The sequence below is a fragment of the Paraburkholderia sp. FT54 genome, assembly GCF_031585635.1.
Lineage (GTDB): Bacteria > Pseudomonadota > Gammaproteobacteria > Burkholderiales > Burkholderiaceae > Paraburkholderia.
In genome coordinates this window covers 1,598,594-1,614,644 of record NZ_CP134195.1, presented here as the reverse complement: position 1 = coordinate 1,614,644, position 16,051 = coordinate 1,598,594, and the positions used below count along the sequence as shown (strand labels likewise).

At 62.8% G+C, this 16,051-nt stretch carries 13 protein-coding genes and 5 tRNA genes; 4 read left to right on the top strand and 14 right to left on the bottom strand.

Translation table 11 applies throughout. The features are described from left to right. The first annotated feature begins 69 nt into the window (after positions 1–69). Complete coding sequence (locus RI103_RS07640; protein ID WP_310814745.1) at positions 70–885, top strand: haloacid dehalogenase type II; 816 nt, start codon at positions 70–72, stop codon at positions 883–885. A gap of 94 nt (positions 886–979) precedes the next feature. Continuing rightward, positions 980–2,590: a malate synthase A gene (aceB, locus tag RI103_RS07635; RefSeq protein WP_310814744.1), complete on the top strand. Its 1,611-nt coding sequence runs from the start codon at positions 980–982 to the stop codon at positions 2,588–2,590. 196 nt (positions 2,591–2,786) lie between these two features. Here aceB and RI103_RS07630 read toward each other — a convergent pair whose 3' ends face one another. Beyond that, positions 2,787–3,188, bottom strand: coding sequence for a gamma-glutamylcyclotransferase family protein (locus tag RI103_RS07630; protein WP_310814743.1), 402 nt, complete (start codon positions 3,186–3,188; stop codon positions 2,787–2,789). 78 nt (positions 3,189–3,266) lie between these two features. After that, positions 3,267–3,761, bottom strand: coding sequence for a ribonuclease E activity regulator RraA (gene rraA, locus RI103_RS07625; protein WP_310814742.1), 495 nt, complete (start codon positions 3,759–3,761; stop codon positions 3,267–3,269). A gap of 178 nt (positions 3,762–3,939) precedes the next feature. Between rraA and RI103_RS07620 the strand changes: the two genes are divergently transcribed. Continuing rightward, positions 3,940–4,839, top strand: coding sequence for a helix-turn-helix transcriptional regulator (locus RI103_RS07620; RefSeq protein ID WP_310814741.1), 900 nt, complete (start codon positions 3,940–3,942; stop codon positions 4,837–4,839). A 178-nt stretch (positions 4,840–5,017) separates the two neighbouring features. On the opposite strand, the gene RI103_RS07615 is transcribed toward RI103_RS07620, so the two are convergent. The 7 genes from RI103_RS07615 to gltX form a co-directional block, all read right to left on the bottom strand. Continuing rightward, a complete protein-coding gene (locus RI103_RS07615; RefSeq protein ID WP_310814740.1) occupies positions 5,018–5,482 on the bottom strand; it encodes a GNAT family N-acetyltransferase in 465 nt (154 codons plus the stop codon). Between the two features lie 142 nt (positions 5,483–5,624). Then, a tRNA-Asp gene (locus tag RI103_RS07610) sits at positions 5,625–5,701 on the bottom strand. Between the two features lie 92 nt (positions 5,702–5,793). Continuing rightward, a tRNA-Glu gene (locus RI103_RS07605) sits at positions 5,794–5,869 on the bottom strand. 61 nt (positions 5,870–5,930) lie between these two features. Beyond that, positions 5,931–6,007, bottom strand: a tRNA-Asp gene (locus RI103_RS07600). 103 nt (positions 6,008–6,110) lie between these two features. Then, positions 6,111–6,186, bottom strand: a tRNA-Glu gene (locus RI103_RS07595). 153 nt (positions 6,187–6,339) lie between these two features. Next, positions 6,340–6,415 (bottom strand) — tRNA-Ala (locus tag RI103_RS07590). A 122-nt stretch (positions 6,416–6,537) separates the two neighbouring features. Continuing rightward, positions 6,538–7,947: a glutamate--tRNA ligase gene (gene gltX / locus RI103_RS07585; protein WP_310814739.1), complete on the bottom strand. Its 1,410-nt coding sequence runs from the start codon at positions 7,945–7,947 to the stop codon at positions 6,538–6,540. Positions 7,948–8,354: 407 nt separating this feature from the next. Between gltX and RI103_RS07580 the strand changes: the two genes are divergently transcribed. Beyond that, complete coding sequence (locus RI103_RS07580) at positions 8,355–9,323, top strand: patatin-like phospholipase family protein (RefSeq protein ID WP_310814738.1); 969 nt, start codon at positions 8,355–8,357, stop codon at positions 9,321–9,323. A 106-nt stretch (positions 9,324–9,429) separates the two neighbouring features. On the opposite strand, the gene RI103_RS07575 is transcribed toward RI103_RS07580, so the two are convergent. The 5 genes from RI103_RS07575 to RI103_RS07555 all read right to left on the bottom strand — a co-directional run bounded on the left by RI103_RS07575 (position 9,430) and on the right by RI103_RS07555 (position 15,921). Then, positions 9,430–10,107, bottom strand: a complete 678-nt coding sequence (locus RI103_RS07575) for a C40 family peptidase (RefSeq protein ID WP_310814737.1) — start codon at positions 10,105–10,107, stop codon at positions 9,430–9,432. A 136-nt stretch (positions 10,108–10,243) separates the two neighbouring features. Beyond that, the gene (locus RI103_RS07570; protein WP_310814736.1) at positions 10,244–11,878 is read right to left on the bottom strand and encodes a dipeptide ABC transporter ATP-binding protein; all 1,635 of its coding nucleotides are present in this window, start codon (positions 11,876–11,878) and stop codon (positions 10,244–10,246) included. After that, complete coding sequence (locus RI103_RS07565; protein WP_310814735.1) at positions 11,875–12,981, bottom strand: ABC transporter permease; 1,107 nt, start codon at positions 12,979–12,981, stop codon at positions 11,875–11,877. The genes RI103_RS07570 and RI103_RS07565 overlap by 4 nt, the downstream gene beginning before the upstream one ends. Next, positions 12,981–14,018 (bottom strand): ABC transporter permease subunit, encoded by a 1,038-nt coding sequence (locus RI103_RS07560; RefSeq protein ID WP_310814734.1) that lies wholly within the window; start codon positions 14,016–14,018, stop codon positions 12,981–12,983. Before RI103_RS07560 ends, RI103_RS07565 begins: the two co-directional genes overlap by 1 nt. A 40-nt stretch (positions 14,019–14,058) precedes the next feature. After that, positions 14,059–15,921, bottom strand: a complete 1,863-nt coding sequence (locus RI103_RS07555; protein ID WP_409076979.1) for an extracellular solute-binding protein — start codon at positions 15,919–15,921, stop codon at positions 14,059–14,061. Positions 15,922–16,051 lie beyond the last annotated feature (130 nt).

Here is a 16,051-nt window from a genome sequence, read left to right as displayed (position 1 = left end):
TTAGCCTCTTTTTTAGCGCATAACATCACTAATACAATCCGTCCTGACCTCTGATAGGAGCGCACGGCAATGTCGGCCACAACGACACTCTCCCTTAAAGCAGTGATTTTCGACGCATACGGCACGCTTTTCGACGTGCATTCGGTGATCGCTGCCGCGGAGCAGATGTTTCCCGGCCACGGCGACGCGCTCTCGCAGTTGTGGCGCCAGAAACAGATCGAATACACGCAGTTGCGCACGCTCGCCGACACGGCGGACGCACCCGGTGCACATTACCGGCCGTTCTGGGACATCACGCTCGACGCCTTGCGCTTCGCCGCGAAAAAACTTCAGCTCACGCTGGGCCGCAAGGCCGAAAAGCGTCTGATGGACGAATACGCGTGCTTGTCCGCTTTCCCCGATGCCGTGCCCGCGCTGCACCAGTTGCGCGACGTATCGCTGAATTCGGCAGCGCTTGCGGGCAGCGAATCCGCCTCGCGCCCACTTCTCGCAATTCTCTCGAACGGCAATCCGCAAATGCTCGACATCGCCGTGAAAAGCGCCGGCATGACGCGCCTGTTCGACCACGTTCTTTCAGTCGACGCCGTGCGCGCCTACAAACCCTCGCCCGCCGCTTACGCGCTCGGCACGCAAGCGTTCGACGCGCTGCCGCGCGAGATCGTCTTCGTGTCGTCGAACGGCTGGGACGTGGCGGGCGCGACGTGGTTCGGTTTCACCACTTTCTGGCTCAACCGGCAAAACGCCCCAGCCGAAGAACTGGGCGTCACGCCGCATGGCACGGGCCCAGGCATGTCCGATCTGCTCGCTTTTCTGAAAAACCCCGCGTCGTCCGGCCGCAGCAGCGGCGCCGGCGGCAGCCGCACGCGCCACAGCCCTGGCGCATGACGGCTACCAATGGATAACACGACGCACATCAACCGCAATTCAACGCACTTTCAACATTTGCATCGTTGCAATCTGACCGACCAAGGAGAAAAACATGGCGAACCCGCAGTCATCGCATTCATCGTTGTCGCTGCCGCAGGGCATGGAAATCACGGCTGAGATCAAGCCAGGCTACGAAGCGATCCTCACCCGCGAAGCGCTCGAACTCGTCGCGGCGCTGCATCGCACGTTCGAGCCGCGTCGTCAGCAGTTGCTGCAGGCGCGTGCGGAACGCACCGGGCGCCTCGACGCCGGCGAGCGCCCCGATTTCCTCGCCGAAACGAAGAGCGTGCGTGAAGGCGACTGGACAATCGCGCCGCTGCCGCGGGATCTGCAATGCCGCCGCGTGGAAATCACCGGTCCGGTCGAGCGCAAGATGATCATCAACGCGCTGAATTCGGGCGCGGATTCGTACATGACCGACTTCGAAGATTCGAATGCGCCGAGCTGGGATAACCAGATCACCGGCCATATCAATCTGAATGACGCGGTGCGCCGCACGATTTCGCTGGAACAGAACGGCAAGTCGTACACGTTGAACGACAAGGTCGCCACGCTGATCGTGCGTCCGCGCGGCTGGCACCTGGACGAGAAGCACGTGAAGGTGGACGGCAAGCGCGTGTCGGGCGGCATCTTCGACTTCGCGCTCTTCATGGTGCACAACGCGAAGGAACTGGTCGCGCGCGGCTCGGGTCCGTACTTCTATCTGCCGAAGATGGAGAGCCATCTCGAAGCGCGTCTGTGGAACGACATTTTTGTCGCGGCGCAGGAAGCGGTCGGCGTGCCGCGCGGCACGATTCGCGCGACGGTGCTGATCGAGACGATCGTCGCCGCCTTCGAAATGGACGAGATCCTGTACGAGTTGCGCGAACACAGCTCGGGCCTGAACGCCGGCCGTTGGGACTACATCTTCTCGGCAATCAAGAAGTTCAAGGCCGACCGCGACTTCTGTCTTGCCGACCGCTCGCAGATCACGATGACGTCGCCGTTCATGCGCGCCTACGCGCTACTGTTGCTGAAGACCTGCCATCGCCGCAACGCGCCGGCGATCGGCGGCATGAGCGCGCTGATTCCGATCAAGAACGATCCGGCCGCCAACGAGAAAGCGATGGGCGGCGTGCGCTCGGACAAGGCGCGCGATGCCGGCGACGGCTACGACGGCGGCTGGGTCGCGCATCCGGGCCTCGTGCCGATCGCGATGGAAGAGTTCGTCAAGGTGCTCGGCGACAAGCCGAACCAGCTCGGCAAGCAGCGCGACGACGTGCTCGTCACGGCCACCGACCTGACGGACTTTCGTCCCGAAGCGCCGATCACCGAAGGCGGTCTGCGCAACAACATCAACGTCGGCATTCACTACCTGGGCGCGTGGCTCGCGGGCAATGGCTGCGTGCCGATCCACAACCTGATGGAAGACGCCGCCACTGCGGAAATTTCGCGCTCGCAGGTGTGGCAATGGATTCGATCGCCGAAGGGCAAGCTCGAAGACGGCCGAAAGGTGACAGCCGAGCTGGTGCGCGAGTTATCGGCGCAGGAACTCGACAAGGTGAAGGCGGCCGTGGGCGGCGACACCAGGCCGTATGAGCGCGCCGCGCAGATCTTCGAACAGATGTCGACGTCGGAGCAGTTCACCGACTTCCTGACGCTGCCGCTGTACGAGGAAATCTGAGGCCAGCGTCAGGTCTCATGGACGCATCGGGTGTGCTCCGATGCGTTGACAAAGGACGACGCAGTAACAAGCCCGCTTTCGCGTGACGCACGCAGCGCAAAAGCGGCTTGAGTCGTAAGGCTGACCGACCGGACGGCCCGACAGGCGTATGCTTGCCGGGCCGTTTTTTTATGCGCGCGTGCCGTGGCTAGCTCAGTCAGCGCGTGCTGCGATATCCGATCCAGTCGCCCGATCTGATTTCGGGCAAGCCCTTCACCGCACTCGGCGCAACCGGATAAAAGCGGCAGTTCACGACGTTGCCGTCGACTTTCACCATCACTTCGCGCGCGAGGAAACGATCCTCGACGCCCGGATAGACCGCCTCGATTTCGTCGAGCACGGCGACCAGTTGGTCGTCGATCTCGTAGACGTCGCCGATCACGTCGACACCGGCTTCGTCGACCACGAGGCCCGGATACGAACCGAAGTCGAACAGATGGCCACGCACCGTGGCCGTGCCGAGCAGATTGGGCGCGGCGATCTCGTTGCGCGCCGCGGCGTGGCGAATGTCGTTGACTTCACCGGCGCGCAATGTGCCGTATACAAAGACGGTCTGCATCGTCGTTTGCTCTCCTTGAATTGGGGTTTGGGTGGCTTTTGTTTCCGGCTCTGTTCGAGCTTGAGTCCCGGCTGCGGTTCAGTTCAGCGCCGCGCTCGCCACTAGCACGCCGTCGATATCCGCGTAGATCCATTCGCCGGGGCGCACCAGCGCGCCGGGCAATTGCACCGCCACGTCGCGCTCGCCGGTGCCGAGCTTCTGGCCGCGCCGCGGAGAGGTCGTCAAAGCCGCAATGCCGACGTTGACCTCGTTGAGTTCCAGCGTATCGCGCACACAGCCGTTCAGGACGATGCCCGCCCAGCCGTTCTGTTCCGCGATCTGCGCGAGGTTGGCGCCCACCAGCGCGCAACGCAGGCTGCCACCACCGTCGACCACCAGCACGCGGCCCGCGCCCTTCTCCTCGAGCGTGGACCGCACGAGTGCGTTGTCCTCGAAGACCTTCAGCGTCACCGCTTCACCGCTGAAACACTCGGCACGGCTGAACAGGTGAAAGACTGGCTCCAGCACGCGCAACGTGCCGAGCGCCAGTTGATCCTCGTGCGCGTCGCACAAGTCCGCGGTGGCAAAGCTCATGGCGTTCTCCTTGGGTCCGGGCAATCGGCACATTATGCAACGGCGGGTCTTGCGCAGCACCTACAATGGGAATCCTGCGGCGGTTTGCCCGCCCGCACGGGTTTTGCCTCGCGGCGCTGGCGGCATCCTTCCGGGAGCCCGCGTTTGCCGCGTTCCGTTATCGGGATCGATCTTCACCATGACTTCGTCCGCCGACTTCAACCTGTCGAGCCCCGTACGCTTCGCCGATATTCCGCCCGAGTTCCAGCCGAACGAAACGCATCCGATCCGCGTGCGCTCGCGGCAGATACCCTCGGGCTGGCGCATCGCGCGTCACACGCATGCGTGGGCGCAGGTGGCCTATGCGTCGCGCGGCGTGCTGCGGGTCGCGACGACCGGCACGACGTGGATGGTGCCGCCATCGCGGGCAATCTGGGTGCCACCGCATGTGACGCACGAAGTGGTCGCCGTCGAAGACGCGTTCCTGCGCACGCTCTACATCACCGAAAGCACCGTGCCGGCCGGGCTCGATACGCCACGCGTGGTCGAAGTCTCGGATCTGCTGCGCGAAGTGATTGCCGCGCTCGACACGCCGGGCATCTCGGCTACACGTGAGCAGCTGCTGGGCGCTCTCGCACTCGACGAACTGACCCGCTCGGAGCCGCTGCCGCTCTCCGTGCCGATGCCCAACGAAAAGCGTCTGCGCGCGCTGTGCGAGGCGGTGATCGCCGACCCGACTCATGGCGAGTCGCTCGAACAATGGGCGTCCAGCGTGGGCGCGAGCACGCGCACCATTGCGCGACTGTTTCGTCAGGAACTGGGGGTGAGTTTTTCGCAATGGCGCCAACAGGCGATTCTGGCGCGCGCGATTCCGCTGTTGAGCCAGGGACGGCCGCTTTCGCATGTCGCGTTGGAATTGGGCTATCAGAGTCAGAGCGCGTTTTCCGCTATGTTCCGTCGGGCGTTCGGCGAGAGTCCGCGCGCATTTATCGAGCGTGGCTCGGAACATCGGGCGGGGCATGGGGAGCACGGCGACACGGAGGCGGACGACGAGATGGCGCGCGATCGCACGGATGTAGAGAGCGATGCCGGACGCTGAGCGAGCGCCTGAAATTTCGGCGTCAAACGCGTGCTTGAGACGCGGCGCATCCAATTCGGCGCGCTGAACCCTACGTGTCAATCACCAGCGCCTCAGACCGCGCGCGTCAAGCCCGACGCTTCAAAACCAGCGTGCCAAACACCAGCGCCGCAGACCTTGTGTATCGAACACCGCGGCCTCAAACCCGTCGCGCCAGATGACGGATCGCGCCAAGTTGCGCAAGACGCGGCCCGGCCAGCTTGTAGCCTTTGCGCTGATAGAGCCGCGCGGCGGGATTGTCGACGAACACTCTCAGTTGCAACTCGCGCAGGCCGCGCTCGCGTGCCCATTGATGCGAAACATCGAGCAGATACGTGCCGGCACCGAGCCGGCGATGGCCTTCGGCAATCTGCACGTCGCGGATATGCAGCGAATTGCCCTCTTGCGTGATGCGCAACACGCCGATCGGCGTGCCGTCCATTTCGAGAATGAAATTCTCCGACTCGCGCCAGCTACCGAGAAACAGATCGCCGCGCCACACGAGATGGTGGCGACGATAGTAACCACCCATGTTGTTGCGAGTCAGCGCCTCGGCGAACTCGAAATCGTCCATGCTGGCTTTGCGCAGATGAAACGGTAACGGAGCTTCGGTTGGATCGAACATGGCGAGGCGACAAGGAAGAGTCGGGTCAACGGTAAAACAGGCCGCGCGCGCTGGCAATGGCTGTTTGTCCCGAGCATACCCAGGCGCGCTGGACAGCGGAATAAAAAAAGCCCACTTCTTTCGAAGTGGGCTTTCTCAAATCTGGCGGAGCGGACGGGACTCGAACCCGCGACCCCCGGCGTGACAGGCCGGTATTCTAACCAACTGAACTACCGCTCCAGATTTTTTGCACCGCAGCTTGTGAGCTTGACTCATTTGCCGCTGCGTCACCACTGCACCGTTCACCTTCCAACCGAACGACGCCGATGTGCTGGCGTCCCCTAGGGGATTCGAACCCCTGTACTCACCGTGAAAGGGTGATGTCCTAGGCCTCTAGACGAAGGAGACAACGTACTGCTTACACCTTTAATGAAAAAGCCCGTTCAAGTTTTGATGAACGGGCTTTGTCTGGCGGAGTGGACGGGACTCGAACCCGCGACCCCCGGCGTGACAGGCCGGTATTCTAACCGACTGAACTACCACTCCAGTCTTTACACCCTAGCTTGCGAGCGTCGGTTATTTCTCTGCAAGCTGCGCTGCTTTACTGCTACTCGAAGCATGCTTCGAACATTAAAGCGACGCTGATGTTTGGCGTCCCCTAGGGGATTCGAACCCCTGTACTCACCGTGAAAGGGTGATGTCCTAGGCCTCTAGACGAAGGGGACATAATCTTTTCAGATCTGTCTTTATCTTGCTACCAACTCACGCTAACTTCTGCTTGGTCAGCAGCAAAGACCGATATTCTAACTACGTTACAACTGTTTGTGAAGTCTTTTTGCTACAACTCCAGACTTCGGAACGACTTCATTCTGCTCTGATGGTGGAGGTAAGCGGGATCGAACCGCTGACCTCTTGCATGCCATGCAAGCGCTCTCCCAGCTGAGCTATACCCCCCTTGCAGAACAGAAACGAGATTCTAGAGGCCAATTTGCGCTTTGTAAATACCCTTTGAGCAATTGCATGCGTCTTTTTTCACAAGGCGCATGCAAACCCTCTCAAGGCACGCGCGAACGCGCTCAGGCCAGCGCTTTTTCGATACGGCCCACGACGACATCGCGCCCGAACAGCATCAGCACGCTGTCGATCGACGGCGTATGCGTCGTGCCCGCCACCAGCAGACGCACCGGCATGGCCAACTGCGGCATCTTCAGCTTGTGCGCGCCGAGCGTCGCCTTCAATGCGGCGGCGATGGCTTCCTTGCTCCATTCCACGGTCTTGAGCGCGGCCGCCAGATCGGCGAGCGCCGGACGCACCACCTCGGTCACATGCTGCGCAACGGCTTCGGCATCCGGCGCCGGCGTGCGATAGAACATCGCGGCGTTCTCCGCGATTTCCTTCACCGTCGACGCCCGGTCCTTCAGCAAGCCCACGACGGCCGTCAGATCGGCGCCCTGGGCGAGCGCGGCTGCGTCGATACCCAGTTCGGTGAAGAACGGCTCGGCCAGCCCGGCGAGACGCTGGTTATCCGCTTCCTTGATGTAGTGCGCATTCAGCCAGTTCAGCTTGTCGTAGTCGTATTGCGCCGGGGACTTGCCCAGATGCTCCAGATCGAACCACTCGACGAACTGCTCCCGCGAGAAAATTTCCGCGTCGCCATGCGACCAGCCGAGGCGCGCCAGATAGTTGACCACTGCTTCCGGCAGGAAACCGGCGTCGCGATAACCCATCACGCTCATGGCGCCGTGGCGCTTGCTCATCTTCTCGCCCTGCTCGTTCAGCACAGTCGGCAAGTGCGCGTAGACCGGCGGCTCGCCGCCGAGCGCGCGCAGAATGTTGATCTGCCGTGGCGTGTTGTTGACGTGATCGTCGCCGCGAATCACGTGCGTGATGCGCATGTCCAGATCGTCGACCACCACGCAGAAGTTGTAGGTCGGCGTGCCGTCCGGACGCGCGATCACCAGGTCGTCGAGCTCCTCGTTCGAGATCTCGATGCGGCCTTTCACGGCGTCGTCCCACGCCACCACGCCGGTGAGCGGGTTGCGAAAGCGCAGCACCGGCTGCACGCCCGCCGGCGGCTCCGGCAGAACCTTTCCCGGCTCCGGACGCCACGTGCCGTCATAGCGCGGCTTTTCGCCGGCTTCGCGCTGACGCTCGCGCAGTGCGTCGAGTTCTTCCGTCGACATGTAGCACGGGTACACCAGCCCCGCGTCCTGCATCTCTTTGAGCACTTCGCGGTAGCGGTCCATGCGCTGCATCTGGTAGAACGGGCCTTCGTCGAAATCGAGGCCGAGCCACGCCATGCCTTCGAGAATGGCTTCGACGGATTCGGTGGTGGAGCGCTCGACGTCGGTGTCCTCGATCCGCAGCACGAAGGTCCCTTTCATCTTGCGCGCGAACGCCCACGGATAAAGCGCGGAGCGAATGTTGCCGAGGTGGATGAAGCCGGTGGGACTCGGTGCGAAACGGGTACGAACGGAGGTGGTCATTAGCGGTTACTCGGAAGACGGGCGCCGGCGCCTGAGGACTGACATCGCCCGTGAAGCGCGGCAGCGGAGCGCGCCCATTCGGCAGAACAACGCCGTGCATGGGCACGAAGGAAATAAATGCGAGAGCCGAATTATACCTTCGAGAAGCGTCTTTCCTGCCCTCGTCCGAATGGCCAAGTGCGACGTGCACGCCGCGCTGCACGGCGCCTGAAGGCGTCCTCTGCAACGTTTCATTACCGCGCCGCCGCGCGCGCTGAGCTTTGCTTTATGATGTGCCCGCGCTGCGGCCGGAGATAGATCCACAGCGCATGGCATCGCCGCTGGCGATCCCGTCCGCCTGACTATCCGCCTGATCGCGGCCACCGGCGACGCCGAGTGCGTTGCCCGCGCCGTTGCTGGAGAATTCGTTGAAGCCCTCATCGCCTAGCCTCGCCCGCCGCAACTTTTCACTGGCCGCCGCCTCCGCCGTGCTGGCCGCCTGCACCACGACCGGCAGCAAGACCGACGGCACGCCCGTCGCCGTTACACCCGTCACGCCCGTTACGCCCGTTACGCCCACGCCGCCGCTCGACAAGCCGCAGCGGCCGCTGCGCGTCGCGCTCGCGCTGGGTGGTGGCGCCGCGCGCGGCTTCGCGCACATCGGCGTGATCAAGGGGCTCGAGGCGCGCAATATCCAGGTCGATCTGGTGGCCGGCACCAGCGCGGGCTCGGTGGTGGGCGCGCTGTACGCGTCGGGCATGAACGGCTTTGCGCTGAACAAGCTCGCGCTGACCATGGACGAAGCGTCGATCAGCGACTGGGCCATGCCATTTCGCACGCGCGGCTTTCTGCAAGGCGTCGCGCTGCAGAACTACCTGAACGCGACGCTCAACAACCGTCCGATCGAAAAGATGGCCAAGCCGCTCGGCGTGGTCGCCACGGACCTGAAGACCGGCCAGCCAATCCTGTTCCAGCGCGGCAACACTGGTATCGCGGTGCGCGCGTCGTGCAGCGTGCCGTCGATTTTCGAGCCGGTGAAAATCGGCGGCCATGAGTATGTGGACGGCGGTCTGGTGAGCCCGGTGCCGGCGTCGTTCGCGCGCAAGATGGGCGCGGATTTCGTGATCGCCGTGGATATCTCGCAGCGTCCGGAAAGCGGCCTGACGGCCAGTTCGTTCGACGTGCTGATGCAGACCTTCACGATCATGGGTCAGACGATCAAGGCCTATGAACTCGACAAGTACGCCGATATCGTGATCCGCCCGAATCTGGCTGCAATGAGCGGCAGTGATTTCTCGCAGCGCAATGCGGCGATTCTGGCCGGCGAGGAAGCGGTGGCGAAGATGATGCCGGAACTGCAACGCAAGCTGGCGGCGGCAAGTCGGGCCGCGGCCTGACCGGACCGAAACGGTCCTTAGAGCGGCCTGGCCAGCCGCTCAAATACAAAAAACCTGCTTCGTTCGAAGCAGGCTTTTTTTACGCCGCGGGACCGCCAACGCAATCTTATTGATTGCCGCCGATTGCCGCGTTCACGCGCTTGCGCAGATCCTGGCCGTCCTGATACGACGCCTCGATCCGCCGCGCGCCGGTAAAGCGCTTTTCCCAGTAGCCGTCATCCATGTCGTCGACACGGATCGTGCTGCCCGTGGAGGGCGAATGCACGAACTTATTGTCGCCGATATAGATGCCGACGTGCGAGAACGTGCGGCGCATGGTGTTGAAGAACACCAGATCGCCCGGCTTCAGGTCGCTCACGCGAACCTTCTCGCCGACGCGGCTCATTTCCTCGGCGCGGCGCGGCAGCGCCATACCAAGGGTGTCCTGGAACACGTAGCGGACGAATCCGCTGCAATCGAGCCCCGAATCCGGAGTGTTGCCACCCCAACGGTAGCGCACGCCGATCATGTTCAGCGCGCCGACGACCACGTCGCCTGCTTTGCCGGCCATGCCGGAAAGGAACGATTTGGCGCCGCCATCGCTATCCGGAGCGGCTGCTTGCGTAGTGGGAGTGGGAGCGGGAGTGGACAACGAATTCGACCCGCTGGGGGTCGAATATGAGGCATTCTGATTGAAACTGCTTACTTCGTCGGCGAACGCGCCGGGAGCTGCTGCCATCAAGACGCCAATGAACATCCCGGCGACGACGCGCGTGCAAGCCTGGGTTAGGTTTCTGTGCTGCATTGGTCGGTATTTTTTGCCTAAAAATCAGGGGTCTACGGAAAAAGTTTGGTCGATACTAGCCAGTAAGTATTCACGTGTCAAAACAAATAGAAAAATACAATCGAGACACGCACCCAATTGGTGAAAAAGCGGGAAATCAATGGTCCAGCGCGGCTTTCAGCAGCTTTCGAGTGTAGGGGTGCGCGGGTGTCGCAAAAATCTGCTCAACCTCGCCGCTTTCGACGATCGAACCGTTTTGCATAACCGCGACACGATGCGCCATCGCCCCGATGACCGCCAAGTCGTGGCTAATAAAAACGAAGCCGAGATTGTACTTCTGCTGCAACCCCGCGAGCAGTTTCAGCACCTGCTGTTGAATGGAAACGTCGAGCGCGCTGGTCGGTTCGTCGAGGATCAGGATGCGCGGCTCTAGCACCAGCGCGCGCGCGATCGCGATCCGTTGACGCTGCCCGCCGGAGAACTCGTGCGGATAGCGCTGCAGCACCGTGCGGTCGAGGCCGACTTCGCGCAGCACCGTGACCACCTTGTCGCGGCGCGCGTGCGGCGTCATGGCCGGCCGGTGGAGCGCGAGCCCTTCGCCAACGATCCGTTCGATCGTCTGGCGCGGCGAAAGCGAACTGAACGGGTCCTGAAAGACCACCTGCATGTTCGACCGCAAGGTCGTCTGTTCCGCGCCGCGATAGCTGCCGAGCGCCCTGCCCTGGAACTCGATTTCGCCGTGCACGGTGCGTTGCAGACCGAGCAAGGCCATCGCCAGCGTCGATTTACCCGAGCCCGATTCGCCGACGATCCCCAGCGTCTCGCCCTGACGCACCGACACGCTCGCATCCGCCACGGCGCGAAACCGCCCCGAGTGAAACCAGCCGCTGAAACCCGGCAGCTTCGTTTTGAAATCGACCGAGATTCCGCGTGCTTCCAGCAGCACCGGAGAAATCGGCAACACCGGCACCACTGTGCGTTGCGGGCGGCTCGCCAGCAGACGCTGCGTGTACGGATGCTGCGGCGACTCGAACACCCGCTCGACCGGCCCGCTCTCCACCAGAACGCCCTTCTCCATCACCGCGATGCGTTGCGCGAAATGGCGCACCAGGTTCAGGTCGTGCGTGATCAGCAGCACGGCCATGCCGCGTTTTTCCGCTTCGTCGCGCTGCAACTCCAGCAGCAGGTCGACGATCTGCGCGCGGATCGTCACGTCGAGCGCCGTGGTCGGCTCGTCAGCCAGCAGGAGACGTGGGCGGCACGCCAGCGCCATCGCGATCATCGCGCGCTGGCGCTGGCCACCCGACAGCTGATGCGGATAGCTGTTCACGCGGTTGCCCGGCTCGGCGATGCCGGTGCGTCCAAGCAGCGCCACGGCGCGCTTGCGCGCCTCGTTCGCCGTCACGCCGTCATGCACGACGACGGTTTCCGCGATCTGGTCGCCGACTGTGTAGAGCGGATTGAGCGCGGTCATCGGCTCCTGAAAGATCATCGCGATGTCCGAGCCACGCAAGCCGCGCATCTCGCGCTCGCTCTTGCCGAGCAGGTCCTGGCCGTCGAAACGGATCGAACCGCTCACCTGCGCGTCGCTCAACAGACGCAGGATCGACAGCGCGGTGACGCTCTTGCCCGAACCCGATTCGCCGACCAGCGCCACCCGCTCTCCGCGCTGGATCGCGAGCGTGACGTCGCTGACCGCGACGGTGTCGCCGAAGCGCACGTGGAGATGGTCCAGTTCGAGCAGCGGCGTCGTCGTGGCCGGTTGTGCGTTGGTCTGCAAGCTCGCGCTCATTGATTGCCTCCGGCGCGCATGGCATCGGAGATACGGGTATCGAGCGCGTTGCGCAGCGCGTCGCCCATGAAGGTCAGCAGCAATAGCATTGCCACCAGCACGCCGAAGGTGGACAGCGAAATCCACCACGCGTCGAGATTCGCCTTGCCTTGCGCGAGCAGTTCACCAAGGCTCGGCGTCGGCGACGGCACGCCCAGGCCGAGAAAGTCGAGGCTCGTCAGCGCGAGAATGGCGCCGCTCATGCGGAACGGCAGGAATGTGATCACCGGCGTGAGGCTGTTGGGCAGCACATGGCGCCACATGATCTGCCAGTTCGACAAGCCCATCGCGCGTGCCGCGCGCACGTAGTCCTGGTGGCGATTGCGTAGAAATTCGGCGCGCACGTAATCGGACAAGCCGATCCAGCCGAACAGCGAGAGCAACACGATCAGCAGAATGAAGCCCGGCTCGAAGATCGACGAAAAGATGATCAGCAGGTAAAGCTCGGGCATGGCGCTCCAGATTTCGATCAGACGCTGCCCGACGATATCGGTACGTCCTCCGAAATAACCTTGCACCGCCCCCGCCGCGATGCCAAGAATCGTGCCGATCAGCGTCAGCACCAGACCGAATTCCACCGAGACCCGGAAGCCGTATAAAAGACGCGCGAACAGGTCGCGGCCGCGGTCGTCGGTGCCGAGCCAATTGTCGCGCGACGGCGGCGCCGGGTTCGGCGCCTTCGAAAAGTAGTTCAGCGTGTCGTAGTAGTAACGATTCGGCGGATACACGGCGAAATTGCCCGGCGCGTCGAAACGATGCTTGATATACGGGTCGAGGTAATCGGCCGGCGTCGGAAAGTCGCCGCCGAACGTGGTCTCGGCGTAGGTCTTAAACATCGGGAAATACAGGTTGCCTTCGTAGCGCACCACGAGCGGCTTGTCGTTCGACCACAGCGGGCCGGCCAGACTCGCCGCGAACGCCACGACGAACACGATCAGACTCCAGTAGCCGAGCCGCTGCTGACGAAAGCGCTGCCACACGCGGCGCGCGGGCGAAGGCGAGACGAACGCGCGGGCCGGTTCGGTGCGCGCCGACGCATCGGCGGAAAGACGGGCTCGATTCATCAGCGCTCCAGTTGTTCGAATTGGATGCGGGGATCGACCCACACATAGCAAAGATCGGAAATCAGCTTGGTCGCGAGCCCGATCAGCGTGAACAGATACAGCGTGCCGAGCACGACCGGATAGTCGCGCCGCACCACCGATTCGTATGACAGCAGCCCGAGGCCGTCGAGCGAAAACAGCGTCTCGATCAGCAGACTGCCGGTGAAGAACGCGCCGATAAACGCGGCCGGAAAACCGACGATCAGCGGCAACAGCGCATTGCGGAACACGTGCTTCCACAGCACGCGCTTTTCCGACAGACCTTTGGCGCGCGCGGTGAGCACGTATTGCTTGCGGATCTCATCGAGAAAAGCGTTTTTCGTCAGCATGGTCACGACCGCGAAACTGCCCACCACCGAGGCCGTGATCGGCAACGCGATATGCCACAGATAGTCGAGAATCTTGCCGGCCACACTCAGTTGCGCCCAGTTGTCCGAAGTGAGATTGCGCAGCGGAAACAGCTGCAGGAACGTGCCGCCGCCGAACAGCACGAGCAGCAACACACCCAGCACGAAGCCAGGAATCGCGTAGCCGATCAGCACCACGAGACTCGTCGCGACATCGAAGCGCGAGCCGTTGCGTACCGCCTTCGCAATGCCGAGCGGCACCGATATCAGATACGTCAGGAAGAACGTCCATAAGCCGATGCTGATCGAGACCGGCAGCTTGGAGACGATCAGCGACCACACGCTTTGATGGCGGAAATAGCTCTGACCGAGATCGAAGGTCGAGAAGCGCTTGAGCATCAGCACGTAACGCTCGAGCGGCGGTTTGTCGAAACCATATAGCGCTTTGAGCTGCGCGATCTGCTGCGCGTCGACGCCGTTATGCGCGCGCAGGCCGAACGGCGCGCCGTTTTCCGCGCCCTTGCGCAACTCGTGCTGCATCTGCTCCACCGGGCCACCAGGAACGAACTGGATGACGACAAAGGTCAGCGTCAACACGCCGAGCAAGGTCGGGATCATCAGCAGCAGGCGTTTGAGGATGTAGCTCCACATGGCGGCGTTTCCGGTGCGATGGCGGTGAATGAATGACGCGTTAGCGCGGCTGAGGCTGTGCTTGCGGCTGCAATTGCGCTTGTGGCTGCGTTTGTGGCTGCGCGAACCACCACATCGACGTGATCCAGCCTTCCGCTGAATAGTACAGGGGCAGCGTCTTCGGCCATGCAAGGCCGCGCTTGAACGCCACCCGATGCGTCGCGCTGTACCAGTGCGGCACGACGTAGTAGCCATGCATCAGCACACGGTCGAGCGCGTGCGTGGCGTCGACCAGTTGCTCGCGCGTCTGCGCATGCACGAGTGCGCTCAGGATCGCGTCCACCACGGGCGACTTCAGCCCGATCATGTTATCGGAACCCTGCGTACCCGCGGCCTTACTGCCGAATCGTTCGATCTGCTCCGAGCCGGGCACTTGCACGTCCGGCATGCGGATGGTGGTGGTGTCGAAATCGAATGCGTCCAGACGCTTCTGATAGACCGCGAAATCCGACACGCGAAACGTAGCCTCGATGCCTAGCTTCTGCAGATTACGGATGAAGGTTGCGACGATCGGCTCCATCTGCGCGGACGAGCCGGAGTCGTCGAGAATCTCGAAGCGGAACGGTTCGCCCCTGGCGTTGCGCAATGCGCCGTCGCGGTAGGTCCAGCCGGCCTGCTGCAACAGCGCGCGCGCTTGCAGCAGATTGGCGCGCAGCGAGCCGGGCGGATCGGTATCCGGCTGCTTCGGCGGCGGCCCGAACACCGCCGGATCGAGCTTCGCGCGCCATGGTTCCAGCAAGGCCAATTCACCCGGCGAAGGCAGCCCCTTCGCCTGCAGATCGGTGTTGGCGAAGAAACTGTCGATACGCGTGTACTGATTGAAGAACAACTGCCGATTGAGCCACTGAAAGTCGAGCGCGAGATCAAGCGCCTTGCGCACGCGCACGTCCTGAAACAACGGCCGCCGCGTGTTCAGCATGAAGCCCTGCATGCCGGTGCCGTTATGTTGCGGGAATACCTGTTTGATCAGCTCGCCGCTATCGAACTTCTTGCCGACATCACGCCGCACCCAGTTGCGCGCGACATATTCGACCAGCGCGTCGTACTCCCCCGCCTTGAACGCTTCGAGCCGCGCCGTGCTATCCGAATAGAGCTTGTAGACGATGCGGTCGAAGTTATTCATGCCGACGCGCACCGGCAGCGCCGCGCCCCAGTAATTCGGGTCGCGCCGGTAGGTGATCGTGCGGCCGTTGTCGTATTGCTCGATCAGATAAGGCCCGCTGCCGATCGGCTTTTCGAACGCAAGCTGATCGAATGGAATGCGGCTGCCGTCCGGCTTCATCCCCCACTTGCGCGAGAACACCGGTATGCCGCCCGCGAGCAACGGCAACTCGCGATTGCGCTGGTGAAACTCAAAGCGAATGGTGTGCGGGTCGACCACCACCGCGCGCGTGATCTCGCCGAAAATCGATGCGAATTGCGGCGCCGCTTGCGGGCTTTTCAGCGTGTCGAGCGAGAACTTGACGTCGTCGGCGGTGACCGGATCGCCGTCCGAAAACCGCGCGCGCGGATTGATGTGGAAGGTCGCCGACAGGCCATCCGCCGCGATGTTGATGTCGTCGGCGAGCAGCCCGTAAGCGGACGCCACTTCGTCGCTGCTGCCGACAGTCAGGCTTTCGAACATCAGATCCACACCGGGCGCCGTATTGCCGCGCAGCGTGAACGGATTGAATTTGTCGAAGCTGGTGAGACGGCTCGGATTGGCGAGCACCAGCGTGCCGCCTTTCGGCGCGTCCGGGTTGACGTAGTCGAAGTGCTTGAAATCCGCCGGATATTTCGGCTCGCCGTATTGCGCGATCGCATAGACCGCATGCGCCCGCGGCGCCACGAGCAAACCGGCCACGGCCAGCACGCCGCACATCATCGCGGCGCAGGCCGAGCGCCATGAACGCGGCGCAATCGCAAGGCTGTCACGCGAGGGTCTGCGAATCACACTGCACCGGAGTGCACGAGGCGTTGGAACCCGTCGCGAGCCAGTTGTCATAGGGGCCTTG

Coding starts and splice junctions, on each gene's coding strand:
- RI103_RS07640 (WP_310814745.1), top strand. CDS start 70: ATGTCGGCCACAACGACACTCTCCCTTAAAGCAGTGATTTTCGACGCA.
- aceB (WP_310814744.1), top strand. CDS start 980: ATGGCGAACCCGCAGTCATCGCATTCATCGTTGTCGCTGCCGCAGGGC.
- RI103_RS07630 (WP_310814743.1), bottom strand. CDS start 3,188: ATGCAGACCGTCTTTGTATACGGCACATTGCGCGCCGGTGAAGTCAAC.
- rraA (WP_310814742.1), bottom strand. CDS start 3,761: ATGAGCTTTGCCACCGCGGACTTGTGCGACGCGCACGAGGATCAACTG.
- RI103_RS07620 (WP_310814741.1), top strand. CDS start 3,940: ATGACTTCGTCCGCCGACTTCAACCTGTCGAGCCCCGTACGCTTCGCC.
- RI103_RS07615 (WP_310814740.1), bottom strand. CDS start 5,482: ATGTTCGATCCAACCGAAGCTCCGTTACCGTTTCATCTGCGCAAAGCC.
- gltX (WP_310814739.1), bottom strand. CDS start 7,947: ATGACCACCTCCGTTCGTACCCGTTTCGCACCGAGTCCCACCGGCTTC.
- RI103_RS07575 (WP_310814737.1), bottom strand. CDS start 10,107: ATGCAGCACAGAAACCTAACCCAGGCTTGCACGCGCGTCGTCGCCGGG.
- RI103_RS07570 (WP_310814736.1), bottom strand. CDS start 11,878: ATGAGCGCGAGCTTGCAGACCAACGCACAACCGGCCACGACGACGCCG.
- RI103_RS07565 (WP_310814735.1), bottom strand. CDS start 12,981: ATGAATCGAGCCCGTCTTTCCGCCGATGCGTCGGCGCGCACCGAACCG.
- RI103_RS07560 (WP_310814734.1), bottom strand. CDS start 14,018: ATGTGGAGCTACATCCTCAAACGCCTGCTGCTGATGATCCCGACCTTG.
- RI103_RS07555 (WP_409076979.1), bottom strand. CDS start 15,921: ATGATGTGCGGCGTGCTGGCCGTGGCCGGTTTGCTCGTGGCGCCGCGG.